This is a genomic window from Sphingobium indicum B90A, from assembly GCF_000264945.2.
GTDB lineage: Bacteria > Pseudomonadota > Alphaproteobacteria > Sphingomonadales > Sphingomonadaceae > Sphingobium > Sphingobium indicum.
Genome location: NZ_CP013070.1, coordinates 1811196 through 1828008, shown reverse-complemented (window position 1 = coordinate 1828008; position 16813 = coordinate 1811196). Strand labels below are relative to the sequence as shown.

At 66.4% G+C, this 16813-nt stretch carries 21 protein-coding genes; 17 read left to right on the top strand and 4 right to left on the bottom strand.

Features of this window, described 5'->3' with window-relative positions; translation table 11 throughout:
* The first annotated feature begins 7 nt into the window (after positions 1-7).
* The 5 genes from SIDU_RS08940 (at position 8) to SIDU_RS08920 (ending at position 3289) form a co-directional block, all read left to right on the top strand.
* The gene (locus SIDU_RS08940; RefSeq protein ID WP_007687193.1) at positions 8-979 is read left to right on the top strand and encodes a manganese catalase family protein; all 972 of its coding nucleotides are present in this window, start codon (positions 8-10) and stop codon (positions 977-979) included.
* A 48-nt stretch (positions 980-1027) separates the two neighbouring features.
* Positions 1028-1795 carry a ZIP family metal transporter gene (locus SIDU_RS08935; protein ID WP_007687195.1) on the top strand — a complete coding sequence of 256 codons (768 nt, stop codon included), beginning with the start codon at positions 1028-1030 and terminating at the stop codon, positions 1793-1795.
* Positions 1796-1926: 131 nt separating this feature from the next.
* Positions 1927-2151, top strand: a complete 225-nt coding sequence (locus SIDU_RS08930; protein ID WP_013039541.1) for a hypothetical protein — start codon at positions 1927-1929, stop codon at positions 2149-2151.
* The gene (locus SIDU_RS08925) at positions 2148-2789 is read left to right on the top strand and encodes a DUF4142 domain-containing protein (protein ID WP_007687206.1); all 642 of its coding nucleotides are present in this window, start codon (positions 2148-2150) and stop codon (positions 2787-2789) included. Before SIDU_RS08930 ends, SIDU_RS08925 begins: the two co-directional genes overlap by 4 nt.
* Positions 2790-2878: 89 nt before the next feature.
* A complete protein-coding gene (locus SIDU_RS08920) occupies positions 2879-3289 on the top strand; it encodes a low affinity iron permease family protein (protein WP_007687207.1) in 411 nt (136 codons plus the stop codon).
* Between the two features lie 6 nt (positions 3290-3295).
* Here SIDU_RS08920 and SIDU_RS08915 read toward each other — a convergent pair whose 3' ends face one another.
* Both SIDU_RS08915 and SIDU_RS08910 read right to left on the bottom strand, forming a co-directional pair.
* Positions 3296-4333, bottom strand: coding sequence for a PAS domain S-box protein (locus SIDU_RS08915; RefSeq protein WP_007687209.1), 1038 nt, complete (start codon positions 4331-4333; stop codon positions 3296-3298).
* A gap of 146 nt (positions 4334-4479) precedes the next feature.
* Positions 4480-4968, bottom strand: a complete 489-nt coding sequence (locus SIDU_RS08910) for a hypothetical protein (RefSeq protein ID WP_007687211.1) — start codon at positions 4966-4968, stop codon at positions 4480-4482.
* Between the two features lie 263 nt (positions 4969-5231).
* Between SIDU_RS08910 and SIDU_RS08905 the strand changes: the two genes are divergently transcribed.
* The 8 genes from SIDU_RS08905 (at position 5232) to SIDU_RS08875 (ending at position 11255) form a co-directional block, all read left to right on the top strand.
* A complete protein-coding gene (locus tag SIDU_RS08905; protein WP_007687212.1) occupies positions 5232-5846 on the top strand; it encodes a hypothetical protein in 615 nt (204 codons plus the stop codon).
* Positions 5847-5974: 128 nt separating this feature from the next.
* Entirely contained in the window at positions 5975-6124 is a 150-nt protein-coding gene (locus SIDU_RS19270; protein WP_007687214.1) for a lmo0937 family membrane protein, read from the top strand.
* Positions 6125-6261: 137 nt separating this feature from the next.
* On the top strand, positions 6262-7164 hold the full coding sequence (locus SIDU_RS08900) for an iron-containing redox enzyme family protein (RefSeq protein WP_049775038.1): 903 nt from the start codon (positions 6262-6264) through the stop codon (positions 7162-7164).
* Between the two features lie 6 nt (positions 7165-7170).
* A complete protein-coding gene (locus SIDU_RS08895; protein WP_007687217.1) occupies positions 7171-7524 on the top strand; it encodes a response regulator in 354 nt (117 codons plus the stop codon).
* Between the two features lie 15 nt (positions 7525-7539).
* Positions 7540-8079 carry a CinA family protein gene (locus SIDU_RS08890; protein ID WP_007687220.1) on the top strand — a complete coding sequence of 180 codons (540 nt, stop codon included), beginning with the start codon at positions 7540-7542 and terminating at the stop codon, positions 8077-8079.
* On the top strand, positions 8066-10132 hold the full coding sequence (locus SIDU_RS08885) for an NAD(+) synthase (RefSeq protein ID WP_007687222.1): 2067 nt from the start codon (positions 8066-8068) through the stop codon (positions 10130-10132). Before SIDU_RS08890 ends, SIDU_RS08885 begins: the two co-directional genes overlap by 14 nt.
* 73 nt (positions 10133-10205) lie before the next feature.
* A complete protein-coding gene (locus SIDU_RS08880) occupies positions 10206-10445 on the top strand; it encodes a DUF6894 family protein (protein ID WP_007687224.1) in 240 nt (79 codons plus the stop codon).
* A gap of 81 nt (positions 10446-10526) precedes the next feature.
* Positions 10527-11255 (top strand): Crp/Fnr family transcriptional regulator, encoded by a 729-nt coding sequence (locus SIDU_RS08875; RefSeq protein WP_007687227.1) that lies wholly within the window; start codon positions 10527-10529, stop codon positions 11253-11255.
* A 1-nt stretch (position 11256) separates the two neighbouring features.
* Here the strand turns inward: SIDU_RS08875 and SIDU_RS08870 are convergent, their stop codons facing one another.
* Positions 11257-12522, bottom strand: a complete 1266-nt coding sequence (locus SIDU_RS08870; RefSeq protein ID WP_007687229.1) for an NRAMP family divalent metal transporter — start codon at positions 12520-12522, stop codon at positions 11257-11259.
* 240 nt (positions 12523-12762) lie between these two features.
* Here SIDU_RS08870 and SIDU_RS08865 point away from each other — a divergent pair, with 240 nt between their 5' ends.
* From SIDU_RS08865 to SIDU_RS08850, 4 genes are read left to right on the top strand one after another with little or no spacing between them, the layout of a single operon-like run.
* The gene (locus SIDU_RS08865; protein WP_037511533.1) at positions 12763-13641 is read left to right on the top strand and encodes a glycosyltransferase family 9 protein; all 879 of its coding nucleotides are present in this window, start codon (positions 12763-12765) and stop codon (positions 13639-13641) included.
* A gap of 15 nt (positions 13642-13656) precedes the next feature.
* On the top strand, positions 13657-14052 hold the full coding sequence (locus SIDU_RS08860) for a DUF6165 family protein (RefSeq protein WP_007687231.1): 396 nt from the start codon (positions 13657-13659) through the stop codon (positions 14050-14052).
* Complete coding sequence (locus SIDU_RS08855; RefSeq protein WP_007687232.1) at positions 14030-15118, top strand: polysaccharide pyruvyl transferase family protein; 1089 nt, start codon at positions 14030-14032, stop codon at positions 15116-15118. The genes SIDU_RS08860 and SIDU_RS08855 overlap by 23 nt, the downstream gene beginning before the upstream one ends.
* Entirely contained in the window at positions 15115-16488 is a 1374-nt protein-coding gene (locus SIDU_RS08850; RefSeq protein WP_007687233.1) for a Coenzyme F420 hydrogenase/dehydrogenase, beta subunit C-terminal domain, read from the top strand. The genes SIDU_RS08855 and SIDU_RS08850 overlap by 4 nt, the downstream gene beginning before the upstream one ends.
* A gap of 38 nt (positions 16489-16526) precedes the next feature.
* Here the strand turns inward: SIDU_RS08850 and SIDU_RS08845 are convergent, their stop codons facing one another.
* Positions 16527-16808 carry a hypothetical protein gene (locus SIDU_RS08845; RefSeq protein ID WP_007687246.1) on the bottom strand — a complete coding sequence of 94 codons (282 nt, stop codon included), beginning with the start codon at positions 16806-16808 and terminating at the stop codon, positions 16527-16529.
* Positions 16809-16813: the final 5 nt, after the last annotated feature.

The window sequence follows — 16813 nt, the reverse complement described above, 5'->3', positions numbered from 1 at the left end:
TCATTCCATGTTCATGCATAACAAGCGGCTTCAATATACGGTGAGGGTTTCCGAGACCAATCCCGCGCTCGCCTCCCTGCTGCTGGAACAATTTGGCGGGCCGGACGGAGAACTGGCGGCGGCCATGCGCTATTTCACCCAGGGACTGGCCGAGGACGATCCGGGGCGTAAGGACATGCTGCTGGACATCGCGACCGAGGAACTCAGCCACCTGGAAGTCATCGGGTCGATTGTCGCCATGCTGAACAAGGGCGCGAAGTCGGCCCTGACCGAAGCGTCGATGGAGGAGGCGGAACTCTACATGTCGCTGAACGCGGGCGGGAACAGCCATACCCAGTCGATCCTCTATGGCGGCGGGCCCTCGCTCACCAACAGTTCGGGCGTCCCATGGACCGCCGCCTATGTCGACAGCCGCGGCGATCCCACCTGCGACCTGCGGTCCAACATCGCCGCGGAAAGCCGGGCCAAGATCATCTACGAACGGCTGATCAACATCACCGACGATCCGGGCGTCAAGGATGCGCTGGGCTTCCTGATGACACGGGAGGTTTCGCACCAAAAGAGCTTCGAAAAGGCGCTCTATTCGATCAAGGACAATTTCCCCGCCGGCAAGCTGCCCGGCCTTGCCCCCTATGCCAGCCTCTATGTCAACGCGTCCCAGGGCGAAGGCGATGCGGTCGGCCCCTGGAACACGGGCGAGCAGTGGGAGCGGATCGACGATATTGAGAGCAGGTTGCCTCTCGATGGCGGCGACGGCCAGGCGTCGGTCGCGCTCCCCGAGCAGGAGATGCAGGACTTCGCGGCGATGACCGAACGCCTGAAGTCCGATCCCAACGCCAATCCGGTGACCGGCGCCGATCTGGGCGGCGGGCCGGGCGCGGGCAAGCTGAGCGACGAGGATCTGGGCGGGGCGAGCGACATGGCCGACGCCCGGTCGCAGGCCGCCGCGAAACGCCCCTTTCCGTCGGGCGAGGAATGAGATGGTAGGGTACGCCTTGCGACGGAGCGCGGGAGAGCAGGCCAGCCGTTGAGCATCGACCTGTCGCCGGTTCTGGCCGGCACGACGGCCAGCCTGCTCGCGGGCGCGGCGACCGGATTGGGCGGATTGCCCCTGCTGGGCATCGGCCGGTCGGCGCTGCGTTACCAGGGCGCGATGCTGGGGTTCGCGGCGGGCGTGATGCTCGCCGCGTCCTTCTTTTCGCTGATCGTGCCTGCTGTCGGCATATTGGATCGGCAGGGCGTCGGTTCCTGGCCCGCGGCAGGGACGGTTGCCGTCGCGGTGCTGGTAGGCGGGCTGCTGCTGCTGGCCCTCAGCCGTTTCTCCCTGGAGCGGTTCACCACTGCCGAGGGCTTGGACCGGATCGGCCATCGCATCTGGTTGCTGGTGGCGGCGATCACGCTCCACAACGCGCCGGAGGGGCTGGCGGTCGGCGTCAGCTTCGCGCGGGATGCCGGGGGAGAGGGCTATGCCACGGCGCTAGGCATCGGCATTCAGAACATACCCGAAGGCTTTGCCGTGGGGAGCGCGCTGGCGTTGCGCTACCCGCCGATATGGGCCTTTGCCGGGGCGCTGGCCTCAGGGTTGGTGGAGCCTGTCTTCGGGGCCTTGGGCGCGGCGCTGGTGCATCGCTACGCCATGCTGCTGCCCATCGCCCTGTGCCTGGCGGCAGGCGCGATGATCAGCGTCGTGATGGACCAGATCGCGCCGGAACTGGGCGAGGACGGGCAGTCGGCGCAGGCGAGCCTGCTGGTCGGCCTTGCGGTCATGACCTGCCTTGACATTGCGCTGGGTTGAAGGCGGTTCGGCGCGGCGCCGGGCTGGCGGAGTGAAAAGCGCGGCCGCACTAACATAGGGTTGCGACACCGGAGTCCTCCTTCGGCCCGCCGGGCGTTGTCGCAGCGACAGCCCTGTAGAAGGAGAACCCCATGCCTTGTTCCAGCATGCCGCGTCCCGCATCCACTGCCCTGATCCTGATTGCGGCCTCCGCCCTGCTTTGCGCTTGCAGCCCCGCCGCGCAGAATGAAAATGGCAGGGTGCCGGGCGGGACCAACCAGCAGGAGGCGATCAACGCCGCCGGCGACATGGGCGGCGCGAACGCGATGCCGGGCATCGGCGCTCCCGGCGCGGGCGGCAACGGGACGCAGCCATGAGCGGCGGCGGCACGTTCCGGCCCGGCCTGCCCGCCTGCCTGGCCCTGCTGGTCCTTTCCGGCTGCAACCAGACCGACGGCGCGTCGGAGCAGGGGCCGGCCAATGGCAGCGCCACGGTGGCCAAGCATTATGAAGGGCCGAAGCCCGAAGGCGTTTCCCGCCCGGACGAGGCGGTCACCACCACCTTCTACATCCCGCAGGCGGCGATCGGGGATATGTATGAGATGGAGGCGGGCAAGATCGCCATGGTGCGCGCCCGCGCGCCCGAAGTGAAGGCATTTGCGCGGATGATGGTCGCCGACCACCAGCGGAGCAGCGATCGGCTCCGGCGCTTCGTCGCCGACAATCCGGTCAACATCGCCATTCCGCAGAATATCGATGCGCGCCGCCGGGCGATGCTGGGCCAGCTCAACGGCGCGGGGGACCAGGAATTCGACAGCGTCTATGTCGGCCAGCAGGCCGCGGCGCATCTGGAGGCGTTCAACCTGCAAAGCAGCTATGCCAGGCGGGGCGATTATCCGGCGCTCAGGAAGATGGCGGGAGAGATGGTTCCCGTGATTGCGGCGCACCGCAAGCAGGCGGAGGCGCTGGACGCCAGATTCGGTCCGACCGCGCGGTCGGTCCCGGCCGGGCAATGACGCGCGGAGGTTATCATAAGTTAATGTGCGCCTGAGGCGACGCGCCTATCCCTTTCCCTGGGGGCGATATTGTCGCAGGCGCAAGAACAATGGACCGGATCTTCACCAACGTCGCCACCAGCAGCGCACGGCTGATGGGACAACCCCATGCTTTCATCCTGTCGACTTTGCTGATCATTCTATGGGCCGTGTCGGGGCCGTTTCTTCACTACTCCGACACATGGCAGTTGATCGTGAACACTGCGACGACGGTGCTGACCTTCCTGGCCGTCTTCCTGATCCAGAACAGCCAGAACCGCGACGGCGCAGCCATGCAGGCGAAGCTGGACGAGATCATCCGGTCGCTGGACAAGGCGCGGGTGGAATTCGTCGGCATCGAACATCTGACCGACGCGCAGATCGCTGCGATCCGAGACGCGCTGGAACGCGACATCAAGGACAAGTCCGGCCGCGAAGGGTCGATCGGACCCACGGTCGAGCGCCTGCTCCAGCGTTATTGAGCGGCGCTATGCGGCGAGGCGGCTCAGCTTGAACCGGATTTCCATCGTCAGGCCGGCATCCTTCCATGACCGGACGAGGGTGCCGCCCGTGCCCTTGAGCGACGCCTGTTCCAGCGCCGTTCCGAAGCCTTCGCGATCCGGCGTCCGGTCCAGGCGGGGGCCGCCGCATTCCGCCCAATGGATGATCGCATCGTCATCCTGAACGCTGACGGTGACGTCCAGCCGGCCGTCCGGGGTCGAGAGCGCGCCATATTTGGCGGCATTGGTCGCCAATTCGTGCAGCAGCAGCGCGACCGAGGTGAACGCGCCGCCGCCGACGGGCAGGTCCGTGCCCTTCACGAATATGCGCTTGCGCTCATCCGCCAGTTCGTGGGGAGCGACGATGGCCTCCAGCAGCGAGAACAGGGTGGTGGAGCTTTCCGTCGTCCCTTCATTGTCCAAGTCGGGCAAGGTGAGCTGGTGCGCGGCGGCGAGGGCCATCAGCCGCGCCGTCAGGTCGCTTGTCAGTTCCCCGACATCATGCGCGCCGCGCGCGCTCAGCGCCACCAGCCCGGTGGCCAGGGCGAAAAGATTTTTGACGCGGTGACGCATCTCCTTGAGCAACAGCATCTGTTGCGCGGCGGCGCGTTTCTGGGCGGTGATGTCGCGGGCGATCTTGGAGGCGCCCAATATCTGCCCCGCCGCGTTGCGGACGGGGGACACGGTCAGGGATATTTCGATGAGCGTGCCGTCCTTGCGGCGGCGGACCGTCTCGAAATGATCGATCCGCTCGCCGGCGCGCAGGCGCGCGAGGATATGCTCCTCCTCATGCAGGCGGTCTTCGGGAATGACGATCGTCACCGGCTTGCCGATCGCTTCCTCGGCGGAATAGCCGAACAGGCGGGACGCGCCCCGGTTCCAGGTGGTGATGACCCCGTCCAGCGTCTTGCTGAGAATGGCGTCGTCGGAATTTTCCACAATGGCGGCCAGCCAGGCTCCGGCGTCGATTTCCGATGTCCTGTCCGACCTGCCTGCCTCAATCGCTATATCCGGTAGATCCGACAATCCTGCTTCCTTGCGTCCGCCCTGTCGGGCGCTAGAAGGCTGCATGGAAAGCCAGCCTCGATGGGCCGCTTATAATGGCCGTTCATTGCTGTGCACTTAACCAGATTAAGCATCCGGTCTTGGTCGCGCCGGCTTTTTCCCGGCCGTCAACGCACCTGTCGCTCCGGAACGGGCGGGGCCTGATGACAAGCCATGCCCTCCGGCTCCATGGTGGTGGGGGAGCCGAGCGAATGGGCAGGCGGATCGTCGGATTTGCGCGGATCGCCGGGGGACACCGGCAACATCTTCCCGGTCTTCCGGTCCAGTGCGCGGGCCACGACGATGTCCGCCACCGTCGCGCCCATGACGAAGGCGATCGGCGCCCAAAGCGGCCGGCGCCGGCTGGCGAGCACGAGCGCCGCAAGGTCCAGCGCATCGCCGGCCACGCGGTTCCAGACCCGCGTGGAATGCGCCGGCGCTGCCAGGATGCCGGCGCCGGACAGCAGTTCGCGTGCGCCGAACAGCCTTATCGTGACGCGGGCGGCGGCATGGTCATGGCCCAGCCGCCTGGCGATGGCGCGCGGCCGGGCGACTTCCGCCAATCCCAGTCCTATGGAGAAAAGACCCAGCCCAAGGCTCCAATGCTTCGGTTCCATCTGCAACCAGCCTCCTGGGCAGGAGAACGGCGGGTCGCGAAGGCGGGTTCCCGATGGCGCCGGACGCGCTCTAATGCATGTTAGGGCGGATGTCCTATGTTCCGGCGCGCAATGGCGGAGTTCGGACGAGGAATATCATCGACCTGAATGAAAACTGATGAACTGGCGGAGGATGCGACAGTCGGCATCCGCTTCATCCAAGTGGAACACAGCCGCCTCATGGTTCGTTCTCGCGTCCTCAAGAAACGAATACAGGAGAGTATATGCGTGAGATCAGTTTTTCCATGCGTGCTTTCGCTGCCGCATCGGCCCTGTTCCTGGCGAGCACGCCCGCAATGGCCGGCGACGAGGAGCGCGCTCTTGCCGCGATTGCGCAGGCCCAGGGCAAGATCGACGCGGCGGGCAAGCTGAAGGCCGGCGACTTCGATCCGGCGGTGCTGGCGAAGGCGCAGGCGTCCCTGCGTCTGGCGCAGGAGCAGCTCAAGAGCGGCAAGGAGCAAGCCGCCATCCGGGCGGCGGTCGAGGCGCAGCAATTTGCCGATACCGCGATCGGCGAAAGCCGCCTGCGCGCCGAAGCCGATGCGCGGATGCAGGCGTCGACGGCCGCGGTCGCGCAGCAGGATGCCGCGGCGGCCAATGCGCGCGCCGAGGCCGCCGAGCGCGCCGCCGCTTCCGCGGCCGCAGATGCCCGTGCCGCCCGCGCCGCCGCGGCGGCGCCCGTGCCAGCTACCACCACGGTGACCACCGAAACCGTCAAGACCGCCCCCGTCACGGCGCGCAAGGCGGCCCCGGTCAAGCGCAAGGTGGTGCGGCGGACGACAAGCCCAGTCCGCGCTTCCGTGGTGGAGAAGACGACCACGACCGTCACCCAGCGCTGAACGGCCAATGGCGCACATGGCGGCTTTCCGAACGGGAGCCGCCATGTTTCGCGCATGGCGACCGATCGGGTCGGAACAATCGCGGGCGGCGCGACTTATCAAGCTGACTTTACGCAGCGAGGCCGATCATGTTGTGGACCATCCTTGTCATCCTCCTCATCCTGTGGGCATTGGGCGCGTTCGTCATGCCGGTCGGCGGTGCGTTGATCCATCTGCTGCTGGTGCTGGCGTTGGTCGTGCTGATCTATCAGCTTGTGGCGGGCCGACGGGTTCCCTGATCTCTTAAGTTCAGCACGTCCTGAGTAATGTCGGCATTTATCGCGGCAGTCGTTGCGGCGGGCGCATGAAGAGTTGATCCGGATCAGTATGTTTTTTCAGGAACGCACCCGCGATCCGGGATTTTTAGCCATGATGAATGAGAGGTTTTATCGTGGCGACATTATGGGAATATCACGGATCACAATTTTTGCAGCAGCGTTTTCAGGAGGAACTTTCCTACTGGAATCGCGAGCGGCTGTCGCCGGCATTTCCGTCGGACATGACGGCGGACAGGTTCGACCGTGACCGGCGCATGCTCCGGCTGGAGCATGGCTTCATCGAGGAACTGCGCGCCGAGGTCCGCGAGAAGGCGGCGCGGGCGCCGACCGATCCCGACGGGTTCATCGCCTGGTTCGAAGGGCTGAAGGAAAGCGGGCCGGGCCAGCACGATCCGCTTTTCCCCTGGCTGGCGCAGGAAGCGAGCCGGGACGAAATCCGGTGGTTCCTCTCGCAGGAGGCGGCCGGGGAAGCAGGGTTCGACGATCTGGTCGCGCTGACCCAGGTGAAGCTGCCGCCCCGCGCCAAGCTGGAACTGGCGCGCAATTATTGGGACGAGATGGGTCGGGGCAACGCCAAGGGCATGCATGGGCCGATGCTGAGCCAGTTGGTCGACATACTGGACCTCGACATCGGCATCGATAGCACCGCGTGGCAGAGCCTGGCCCTCGCCAATGCGATGACGGCTATGGCGACGTCGCGCTGCCACGCATGGCACAGCGTGGGCGCGCTGGGGGTGATCGAGCTGACCGCGCCCGGCCGCTCCGCGCATGTCGCCCAAGGCCTGCGCCGCATCGGGCTGAGCGGCGGCGAAAGGCGCTATTTCGATCTGCACGCCGTGCTGGACGTGAAACATAGCCGCGACTGGAACGATGAGGCCATAGCGCCGCTGGTTGCCGAAGACCCCCGGCGGGCCACCGCCATGGCGGAAGGCGCGCTGATCCGCCTGCGATGCGGGCAGCGTTGCTTCGAGCATTATCGCGCCCATTTCGGGCTGGGATGAGGCGCGATGGCGGCGAACCCCAAAATCCTGCTGGTGGAGGATGATCCGGCGATAGCCGGCATCATCGCGGAGCTGCTGGAAGAGGCGGATTACGAAGTGGACGGTCCCCATGCCAGCCTGGCCGACGGCATGGCGGCGGTCGCTGCGGACTTCCCGGCGGGCGCGGTGCTCGACGTGCGGGTGGGGGATGGGGACGTCGGCCTGCTGGCCGACGATCTGGACCGATATGACATCCCTTATCTGTTCTGCACCGGAGCCTTCGCGCATCCCGCGCTGGATGCCCATCCCGGCGCGCCGCTGGTGCCCAAATGGGCCTTGTCCCGACAGTTGATCGATGCCCTGCGCCAGATCGTGCATTAGAAAGAGGATGCCCCCATGAGCGCGCCAGATGGAAAGGGCGATACGGCCGAAACCCTGTCGCCGATCATCTCCGAAGATATTGAGAAGGCGGCCGCCGCATTGCTGAAGGACTGCTGTTCCGCCGAACTGACCCTGGCGACGGCGGAAAGCTGCACCGGCGGGTTGCTTGCGTCGCTGCTGACCGATGTGGAGGGCGCAAGCCATGCCTTCGAGCGCGGCTTCGTCGTCTATAGCGAGGATGCCAAATGCGAATTGCTCGGCATCCGCAGCGAGCGGATCGAGGCCTGCGGCGCGGTCAGCCGGGAGGTGGCGGTGGCGATGGCCGAAGGCGCCATCGAACGGTCCCATGCGGACATCGCCCTTGCCGTAACCGGCTATGCCGGCGCGGCGCCGCCGGGGGAGGAGGCGGGCCTGGTCCATTTCGCCTGCGGCAGGCGCGGTGGATTGACGGCGCATCGGGAGGAACATTTCGGCGATATAGGGCGAGGGCCGGTGCGGATCGGCGCGATCCGGGTCGCGCTGGAGATGATGAGGCAGGCCCTTGAGCAAGGTTGAGGATTTCGCGTCGATCCATAGCCACGGCCTGGTCCGCATCGCGGCGGCGACGCCCAGGGGCAGCGTCGGCGATGTGGGAGCCAATGCGCGGGAGATCCGCGCGCTGGCGCAGCAGGCGGCGGACGGCGCGGCCGACCTGGTCCTGTTTCCCGAACTGTGCCTCTCCTCCTATGCGATCGACGACCTGCACTTGCAGGAGGCGCTGCTCGACCGGGTGGAGCGGGAAGCGGCGGCGCTGATCGAGGGGAGCGCCGGCTGGCCGGTGCTGCTGGTCGGCGCGCCGCTTCGCCGCGGCGGGCGGCTCTACAATTGCGCGCTGGTCATCGCGGACGGGCGGCTGCTGGGCGTGGTGCCGAAAAGCTATCTGCCCAATTACCGGGAATATTATGAAAAGCGCTGGTTCGCGCCCGGAGCCGGTCTTTCCGGGCTGGAGATCGATGTCGGCGGCCATGTCGCGCCGTTCGGCACGGACCTGCTGTTCGCGGCCGACGGCTATCCCGACTTCATCTTCCATGTCGAGATCTGCGAGGATTTCTGGGCGCCGCTGCCGCCCTCCACCATGGGGGCGATGGCGGGTGCGCTGATCCTGTGCAATCTTTCGGCATCCAACATCACCATCGGCAAGGCGCGCGACCGGCATCTGCTCTCCGCCTCCCAATCCGTGCGCTGCCAGGCGGCCTATGCCTATTCGGCGGCGGGCGCGGGCGAGAGCACCACCGACATGGCCTGGGACGGGCAGGCCATGGTGCATGAACTGGGCGAACTGCTGGCGGAATCGGAGCGGTTCGGGGATGCGGCCGAGCTGCTTTACGCCGATGTCGATGTGCAACGCCTGCGGCTGGAGCGGATGCGCAACGGCACCTTCAACGACAGCGCCGTCGTCGCGGACCATCCGGAAACCCGTTTCCGCACCGTCCGTTTTCCGTTTCGGCGCAGTGGCGGGGACGTGGGCCTGCATCGGTCGCTCACCCGCTTTCCCTTCGTCCCCGCCGATCCGGCGCAGCTTGCGGCGGATTGCTACGAGGCTTTCAATATCCAGGTCGAGGGGTTGGTCACGCGTTTTCGCGCCACGGCGGGCAAGCATTTCGTCATCGGCGTGTCGGGCGGGCTGGATTCCACCCACGCGCTGATCGTCGCCGCCAAGGCCTGCGACCGGCTGGGCCTGCCGCGCTCCGCCATATTGGGCTATACCATGCCGGGCTTCGCCACGGGCGAGCTGACCAAGGGCAATGCCTGGGCGCTGATGAACGCGCTGGGCGTCGCGGGGGAGGAGATCGACATCCGTCCTGCCGCGCGCCAGATGCTGGGCGACATGGGCCATCCCTTCGCGCGGGGAGAGCCGGTCTATGACGTGACCTTCGAAAATGTGCAGGCGGGGCTGCGCACCGACTATCTGTTCCGGCTGGCCAATCGCCATGGCGGCTTCGTGGTGGGCACGGGCGACCTCAGCGAACTGGCGCTGGGCTGGTGCACCTATGGCGTGGGCGACCAGATGAGCCATTATGCGGTCAACAGCGCCATTCCCAAGACGCTGATCCAGTTCCTGATCCGCTGGTGCATCGCGACCGGCCAGTTCGACGCGGCGACCGCCCGGATATTGGACGCGATAGTGCATACCGAAATCTCGCCCGAACTGGTGCCGGCGGGGGAGAACGGCGCCTTGCAGAGCACGGAGGATCGGGTCGGCCCCTATGCGCTCAACGATTTCTTCCTGCATTACATCGCGCGCCTGGGCCTGCCGCCGTCGAAGGTCGCCTTCCTGGCATGGCACGCCTGGCGGGACGCCGGGAAGGGAGCGTGGCCGGCCGATTATCCGGAGAGCGCCAAATGCGCCTATGACCTGCCGACGATCCGCCATTGGCTGGAGAATTTCCTCCACCGCTTCTTCGCGATCAGCCAGTTCAAGCGGTCCGCGCTGCCCAATGGGCCGAAAGTCTCCTCCGGCGGCGCGCTGTCCCCCCGCGGCGACTGGCGGGCGCCGTCGGACGGGACTGCGACTGTCTGGATCGACGAATTGGCCCATGGCCTGGATGGCGATGAAAATAAATCCTGATCCACGCCGAAGTCTTCACTCGGCGCGGTGACCACATGTTGGAACAATAGTCTGAACACGGATTTTAGGATCGATGCCGATATTTCACATTCACCTGTTCAACGACGATAATGTGATCGACGAGGCCGGCCAGCAATTCGCCGACGTGGCGGAGGCGCGGGCCGAAGCCGTCCGCAGCGGGCGCGAAATCATCGCGGAACATGTCATTCACGGCCGGCCGATCAACCTGGATCATCACCTGGTCCTGCAGGACGATCAGGGCCGAAGGTTGGAAACGATATATTTCCGCGATGTCGTGACGTTCGATGGCTGACCTGCGAGGATTCCGCGGGGCGCCCCTGTCGCGCATCATCCCCTTGCGGCCCCTGCGTCCCATGACGCGGAGCGTCGGCTGATGCCGCATCCAGCCTTGCAACTGTTCCTCAACCGCCTTCTGCTTCGCTCCGCGCTGGCGGAGGAGGAACGGCAGGCGATCCTGTCCATGCGCGTCCATCCGGCGCAGGTGTCGCCCAATGTCGACATCGTCCCTCCCGGCCGTCTGGTGACCTATTCCTGCCTGGTGGCGGAGGGGCTTGCAGGGCGGTTCGGGCAGTTGCCGAGCGGCCTGCGCCAGATCACGGCGATGTATATTCCCGGCGACATGTGCGACCTGCATTCCGCGATGCTGCCGCGGGTGGAATGGGCGTTGCAGGCCCTGTCGGCGCCGCTTGCCTATCTGAAGATCCCGCATGAGGAATTGCTGCGGGTATCGCGAACCTATCCCCGCGTGGCGGAGGCCTTTTGGCGCGACTGCGTGGTCGACGCCTCCATCATCGCGCAATGGGTGGTCAGCCTGGGCAGGCGGGACGCGACGGCGCGCACCGCGCATCTGCTGTGCGAAATGGCGTTGCGCCTGGAATGCGCGGGTCAGGGCTCGCGCGAGGCCTTCGAACTCAAGGCGACGCAGGCGCACATCGCCGACGCGCTGGGTATCACGCCGGTGCACATGAACCGCGTCGTCCGCGGGCTGAGGCTGCAGGGCGTCCTGTCCTGGACCGGGCGCACCATCCGCGTGCTGGATTGGGACGGCCTCGTCCGCATCGCGAGCTTCGACAGCGGTTATCTGGAAATCCCTCGGGAATAGCTCACAGCAGCCAGCTTGCCGCCAGCGACAGGGCGCAGAGGAAGGTGACGCCGGTCGTCGTCCAGCCCAGCAGGTTGGTCCAGCGGCCATTGGTGCGCGCGCCGACCACGCCGGGGCGGTTGGTGAGCAGCATCATGAGCAGCAGCAGCGGCGGCACGGAAAAACCCTGGACGATGCCCGACCAGACCAGCGCCTTCATCGGGTTGAAGCCCAGGAAGTTCATCGCCACAGCCAGCACCGTCACCGCCGCGATGATGGCATAGAACAGCCTGTTGTCCTGCGGCGCGTCATGCAGGCTGCCCGCGCGGCCCAGCCCCTGCACCACGTCATAGGCCGCGCCCGTGGTCATCACCGGCACCGCCAGGAAACCCACCCCCACCACGCCGGCGGCGAAGAGGAATTTCGCGGCCTGACCGGCGATGGGCTCCAGCGCAGCGGCAGCGTCGGCGGCGGTCTCGATCTCCGTCCGTCCGGCGGCGTGGAGGGTGATGCCGGTCGCGAGCAGGATGAAATAGAGGATGAGGTTGGAAAAGATCATGCCGGTCAGCACGTCGCGGCTCGTCCGCTTCATCTCCGACGCGGTCGCGCCCTTGCGCTGCCAGAGCCGGCGGCGGCCCAGGGCGATCTGCTCCTCCACCTCCTGATTGGATTGCCAGGTGTAGATATAGGCGGAAAGCGAGGTGCCTATGCAGGCGACGATCAGCGACAGCGATTGCGCATCGATCCTGAGCGCGGGGATGAAGGTGGCGCGCAGCACCGCGACCGGATCGGGCCGGGCCATGACCGCCGCCGCCACATAGGCGAGGAGGATGAGCGCCAGCCAGCGGAACACGCGCCGGATGAGCATGTAGGAACCGAAATATTGCAGCGCGAAGATGATCGCCGCCGCGCCCACCACGATCAGCGGCACCGGGATGGGCACCAGCAGGTTGAGCGCCGCGCCGATGCCGCCCAGGTCCGCCGCCGCCTCTATGATGTTGCCGGCGAAGGCGAGCGTCACCAGCGGCAGCAGCAGCCAGCGCGGGAACTGATCGCGGATGCAGGCGAACAGGCCCTTGCCATAGACCTGCCCGATCTTCGCCGACAGATAGACGACGACATACATCATCGGCAGCAGGACCGGCGCGATCCACAGAAAGGCAAGGCCGTAGCGCGCCCCAGCGCTGGCATAGGTGCCGATCGCGGAAGGATCGTCGTCGGCGGCGCCCGTCACGATGCCGGCGGCGAGCATCTTCATGACGCCCCGGCGCGGCCTGTCCATCGGCATGCCGGTTTTCAGCGGTTCACGGGATTGGGCAGTCAATTTCCACCTCGAACGGGCAAAGCCGTGGTTCAACACGGCAGGCACGGCAGGAGGTGCATGGCCGTTAATCCATGATAGTGGGCCGGTTTCCAATATGCGCCGATGCCGGATTTTCGATCACATGGGTTAGCGGATCGGCCGGGTCGCGCCGCCGGACCGGAACGCGCTCCGCCGGAGGGGAATTGGGGCGGCATGGCGGATCATATGGCAGATTGGGCGGCTGCGATGCGGGCGGGGGACCATGCCGCCGCCTGGGCGATTTCGGAACGGGAACTCCAGCGCCGCGACCCGGCCCGCCGGGACGATCAGGCGCTGCCCTATCATCAGCGCTGGGTATGGGACGGGCGGCCCTATGAGGGCAGGCATTGCCTGGTGCGCTGCTATCATGGGTTGGGCGACAGCATCCAGTTCGCCCGCTTCCTGCCGATACTCGCGGCGCGCGCGGCGTCGCTGACGGTGGAGATGCAGCCGCGCCTGATCGACATCATCGCCGGACCGGGCGGCGTTATCCGCTTTCTCCCCTTTCTGGACGCCCATCCGATGCCGCCGTCCGAATGCGACCTGGAGATCACCGAACTGGACTTCGCGCTTCGGCTGACCCCAGCCGATGCGCCGATGCCCTATCTCGCGCCGGAAAGGGGCGTGCTGCCGCATGGTTGCGTCGGGCTTTGCCATGGCGCTGGGTCGTGGGACGCGGCGCGTTCCATACCGCCGCACCTGCTGGCGCCGATCTGCGCCATGGCGCCCTGCATCAGCCTGATGCCCGAACCGACGACGCTGCCCGTGCTGAACCCGGACGGATGCCCCTTTGACATGAAGGCGACGGCGGCGCTGGTCGCCGCGACGGAGCTTGTCATCACCGTGGATACGATGATCGCGCATCTGGCCGGCGCCATGGGCAAGCCGACCTGGCTGCTGCTGAAGTCCGATCCCGACTGGCGCTGGCCGGTGGGCGCGCGCGGCACGCCCTGGTATCCGTCCATGCGGATCTATGCCCAGCAGAGCGCCGGGGACTGGGAAACACCATTGGCCGAACTGGTGCGCGACCTTGCCGCCCATCCGGCGATCACAGCGGAAAGGTAGCTGAACATGGGAGACATGCCGACCCCGTCCGTGCCCGTGTCCTGGGGGGAGTTGCTGGACAAGATGACGATCCTGCAGATCAAGCAGGAGCGGATCGCCACGCCCGCGGCGCGGGACAATGTGGGCAGGGAATATCGGTTGCTGAGCGCCATTGGCGGGCAGGCCCTGCGGGATGGGGCCGTGGGCGGACTGGTCGAAAGCCTGAAGCGGGTGAACGAGGCGCTTTGGGAAATCGAGGACGCGATCCGGGGGGAGGAGGCGGCGGCGCGGTTCGGCGCGTCCTTCATCGACCTTGCCCGGTCGGTCTACCGGATGAACGACCGGCGCGCCGCGATCAAGCGGGAGATCAACCGCCTGCTGCAATCCGAACTGGTGGAGGAAAAAAGCTATGCCGCCTGCGCGGGGGATTGAGATGCGGCGGCTGGGCGTCCTGACATTCCACCGTTGCATCAACTACGGTTCCTATTGGCAGGCGCGCTGCCTGGTCGAGGGATTGCGCGGCATGGGCGTCGAGGCCGAATTGCTGGACCATGACTCGCCGCGCGTCACCCGGGCCGAGCTTCGCTGCGCGCTCAGCCCCACCCTGCCGCAGCGGACGCCGCGCAGCGATTTTCCGGCCTATGCGCGCAAGACCCGGAAATTTCGCGAGGCGTTCGAGCGATTGCCCCTGTCGCGCCGGTTTCCCATCGATCGGCCGGAAGAGATGGGGGATTATGACGCCGTCATCGTCGGCAGCGACGAGGTGTGGAACCTGCGTCATCCCTGGTATGGGGGCTGTCCGGCCTTTTACGGAACGGGGGTTCGCGGAACGCTGATCTCCTATGCGGCCAGTTTCGGCAACCAGAATGCGTCGGATGGACTGTCCGACCATTGGGCCAGCCAGATCGGCAACTTCGCCTCTATTTCCGTGCGCGACGAAAACAGTCGTCGGATGATCAGAACCGCGCTGGGGCATGATCCCGACGTCGTGCTGGACCCTTGCCTGCAATTTCCCGGACCGGCAGCGCGCAGGGGCGCGTCGGGCGAAGGCTATGTGGCGCTTTACGGTCATAATTTCCCGGAGTGGTTCTGTCTTTCCGTCCGCCACTGGGCAAGGGCGCGCGGGCTCCCGATCCGCAGCATAGGCTATCGCAACGACTGGGCGGACGAGCAATGGCTGGAGGCCGGACCGCTGGAATTCGCCGAGCTGATGGCGGGCGCCGACGCCGTCGTCACCAATTTCTTCCACGGCTGCGTCTTCGCTTTGCTGAATGGGCGTCCTTTCGTCGCGGCGCCGTCCGCCTACCGCATGAACAAGGTGCGCGACCTGATGCAGGGGCTGGGCGCGGAACGGCACATGATCCTGCCGGAGGATGATGACCGGACCGTCGCCCGCCGCCTCGACGAACCACCCGCGCCGGCGGTGCGGCAGCGCATCGATCGATTGCGGGCGCGGTCGAGCGATTTCCTGCGCCGGGCGCTGGCGATGGCGTCATGAGCGCTGCCGCGGTCAGCCCCCGTGACATGGTTTCGTCGGGCCTCTGCATCGGCTGCGGCGGTTGCGTCGCGCAGGCCCGGCCGGGACAGGCCCGGCTGGAATGGAACAAGGACGGGCATCTTAATCCGGTCGGCGACCGGGACTGGTATCGGCGGCCCAGCGAAGGCCTTTCGGCATGCTGCCCTTTCTCTCCGCGCGCCATGGATGAGGATGAGATCGCCCGGCGGCGTTTTCCGGCGGCAGCGGCGCAGGATGATCATATCGGCCGTTTCGATGCCGCCTATGTCGGCCATGCCGCCGAAGCAGGTTATCGCGAGAGGGGCAGTTCGGGCGGCATGGCAAGCTGGGTCGCGGGCGAACTGTTGCGGCGGGGGATGGTGGACGGCGTGGCGCATGTGACGCGGGCCGATCCCGCGACCGAGGGGCGTCTGTTCCGCTATCGCATAGCGCGCGATCTTCCCGCTTTGTGGGAGGGGGCGCAGTCGCGCTACTATCCCGTCGACATGGCCGAAGTGCTGCGCGAGATCCGGGAGGTGCCGGGCCGCTATGCCGTCGTCGGCATTCCCTGCTTCATCAAGGCGGTGCATCTCGCCTGTGACGCCGATCCGTTGCTGCGGGCGCGCATTGTCTTCACCTTGGGCCTGGTGTGCGGGCATATGAAAAGCCGTCATATGGTGGCCAGCTTCGCCCGGCAGATGGGTCTGCGCCCGGCGTCGGTCCGGCAGATCGACTATCGGGTGAAGGACGCGGCGCGGCCGGCCAACTGGTACAGGGCGCGGCTTGCCGACCACGCCGGCGAGCAGCGGATGCAGGATTGGTGGCACCTGGTGGATGGGGACTGGGGGGCGGGATTCTTCCAGAACCGCGCCTGCGACTTTTGCGACGATGTGGTGGCGGAGACCGCCGACATTGCTTTTGGCGATGCCTGGGTGGAACCCTATTCCTCCGACGGGCGCGGCACCAATGTCGTGGTGGTGCGATCGTCCGCGCTGCATGCGATGCTGCGCGAAGGGATCGATGCGGGAAGGCTGGCCTTGCAGCCCGTCGCCGCCGGTTTCGTGCGGGAAACGCAAGCGGCGGGCTTTCGCCAGCGGCGGGAAGGGCTGGCCTATCGGCTTTGCTGGCGAAAGGCGGGTGTCCGGCCGCGCAAGCGCGTGCGGCCGGGCAGCGCGGGCCTGCCGTGGCGGCGCAGGATGATCTATCGGCTGCGCCACGCGATCAGCAGGGGCAGCGGCACGGTGTTCCGGCTGGCCGAGGTTGTGGGCAGGCCCGGCCTGTTCCTGCTCTGGGCGCGGGCCATGCTGAAGCTCTACCACGGCCTTGCTTATTCGCGGGGATGGCTGGGGAGGGTGTTGGACCGTTTCGCGTGACCCTTGGCAGCAATGGTCAGCGGGCGCCCGTTGCGCCCTTACCCCTTGTCGCGTTCCACGAATTTGTTGAACCGGCTTTCCTTCCCGTCCTTCGTCTTGTCCTGATAGAGGAAGGCGAGCTTGTTCTCATCGAAGATGCGGAAGAATTCATCCCACTCGATTTCGTCCAGCGCGTCGTCCTCCTCGCGAAAGTCGATGCGCAGCAGGCCGCCGCCCTTTCCATTGTCCTCGGTCGCCTTGACGATTGTGGGGCGGCCGCCGCGATCTTCCACCCATTTGCGGATGGTGTCATGGTCGGTGGTCGTGTCCGATGCGCTCATGATGC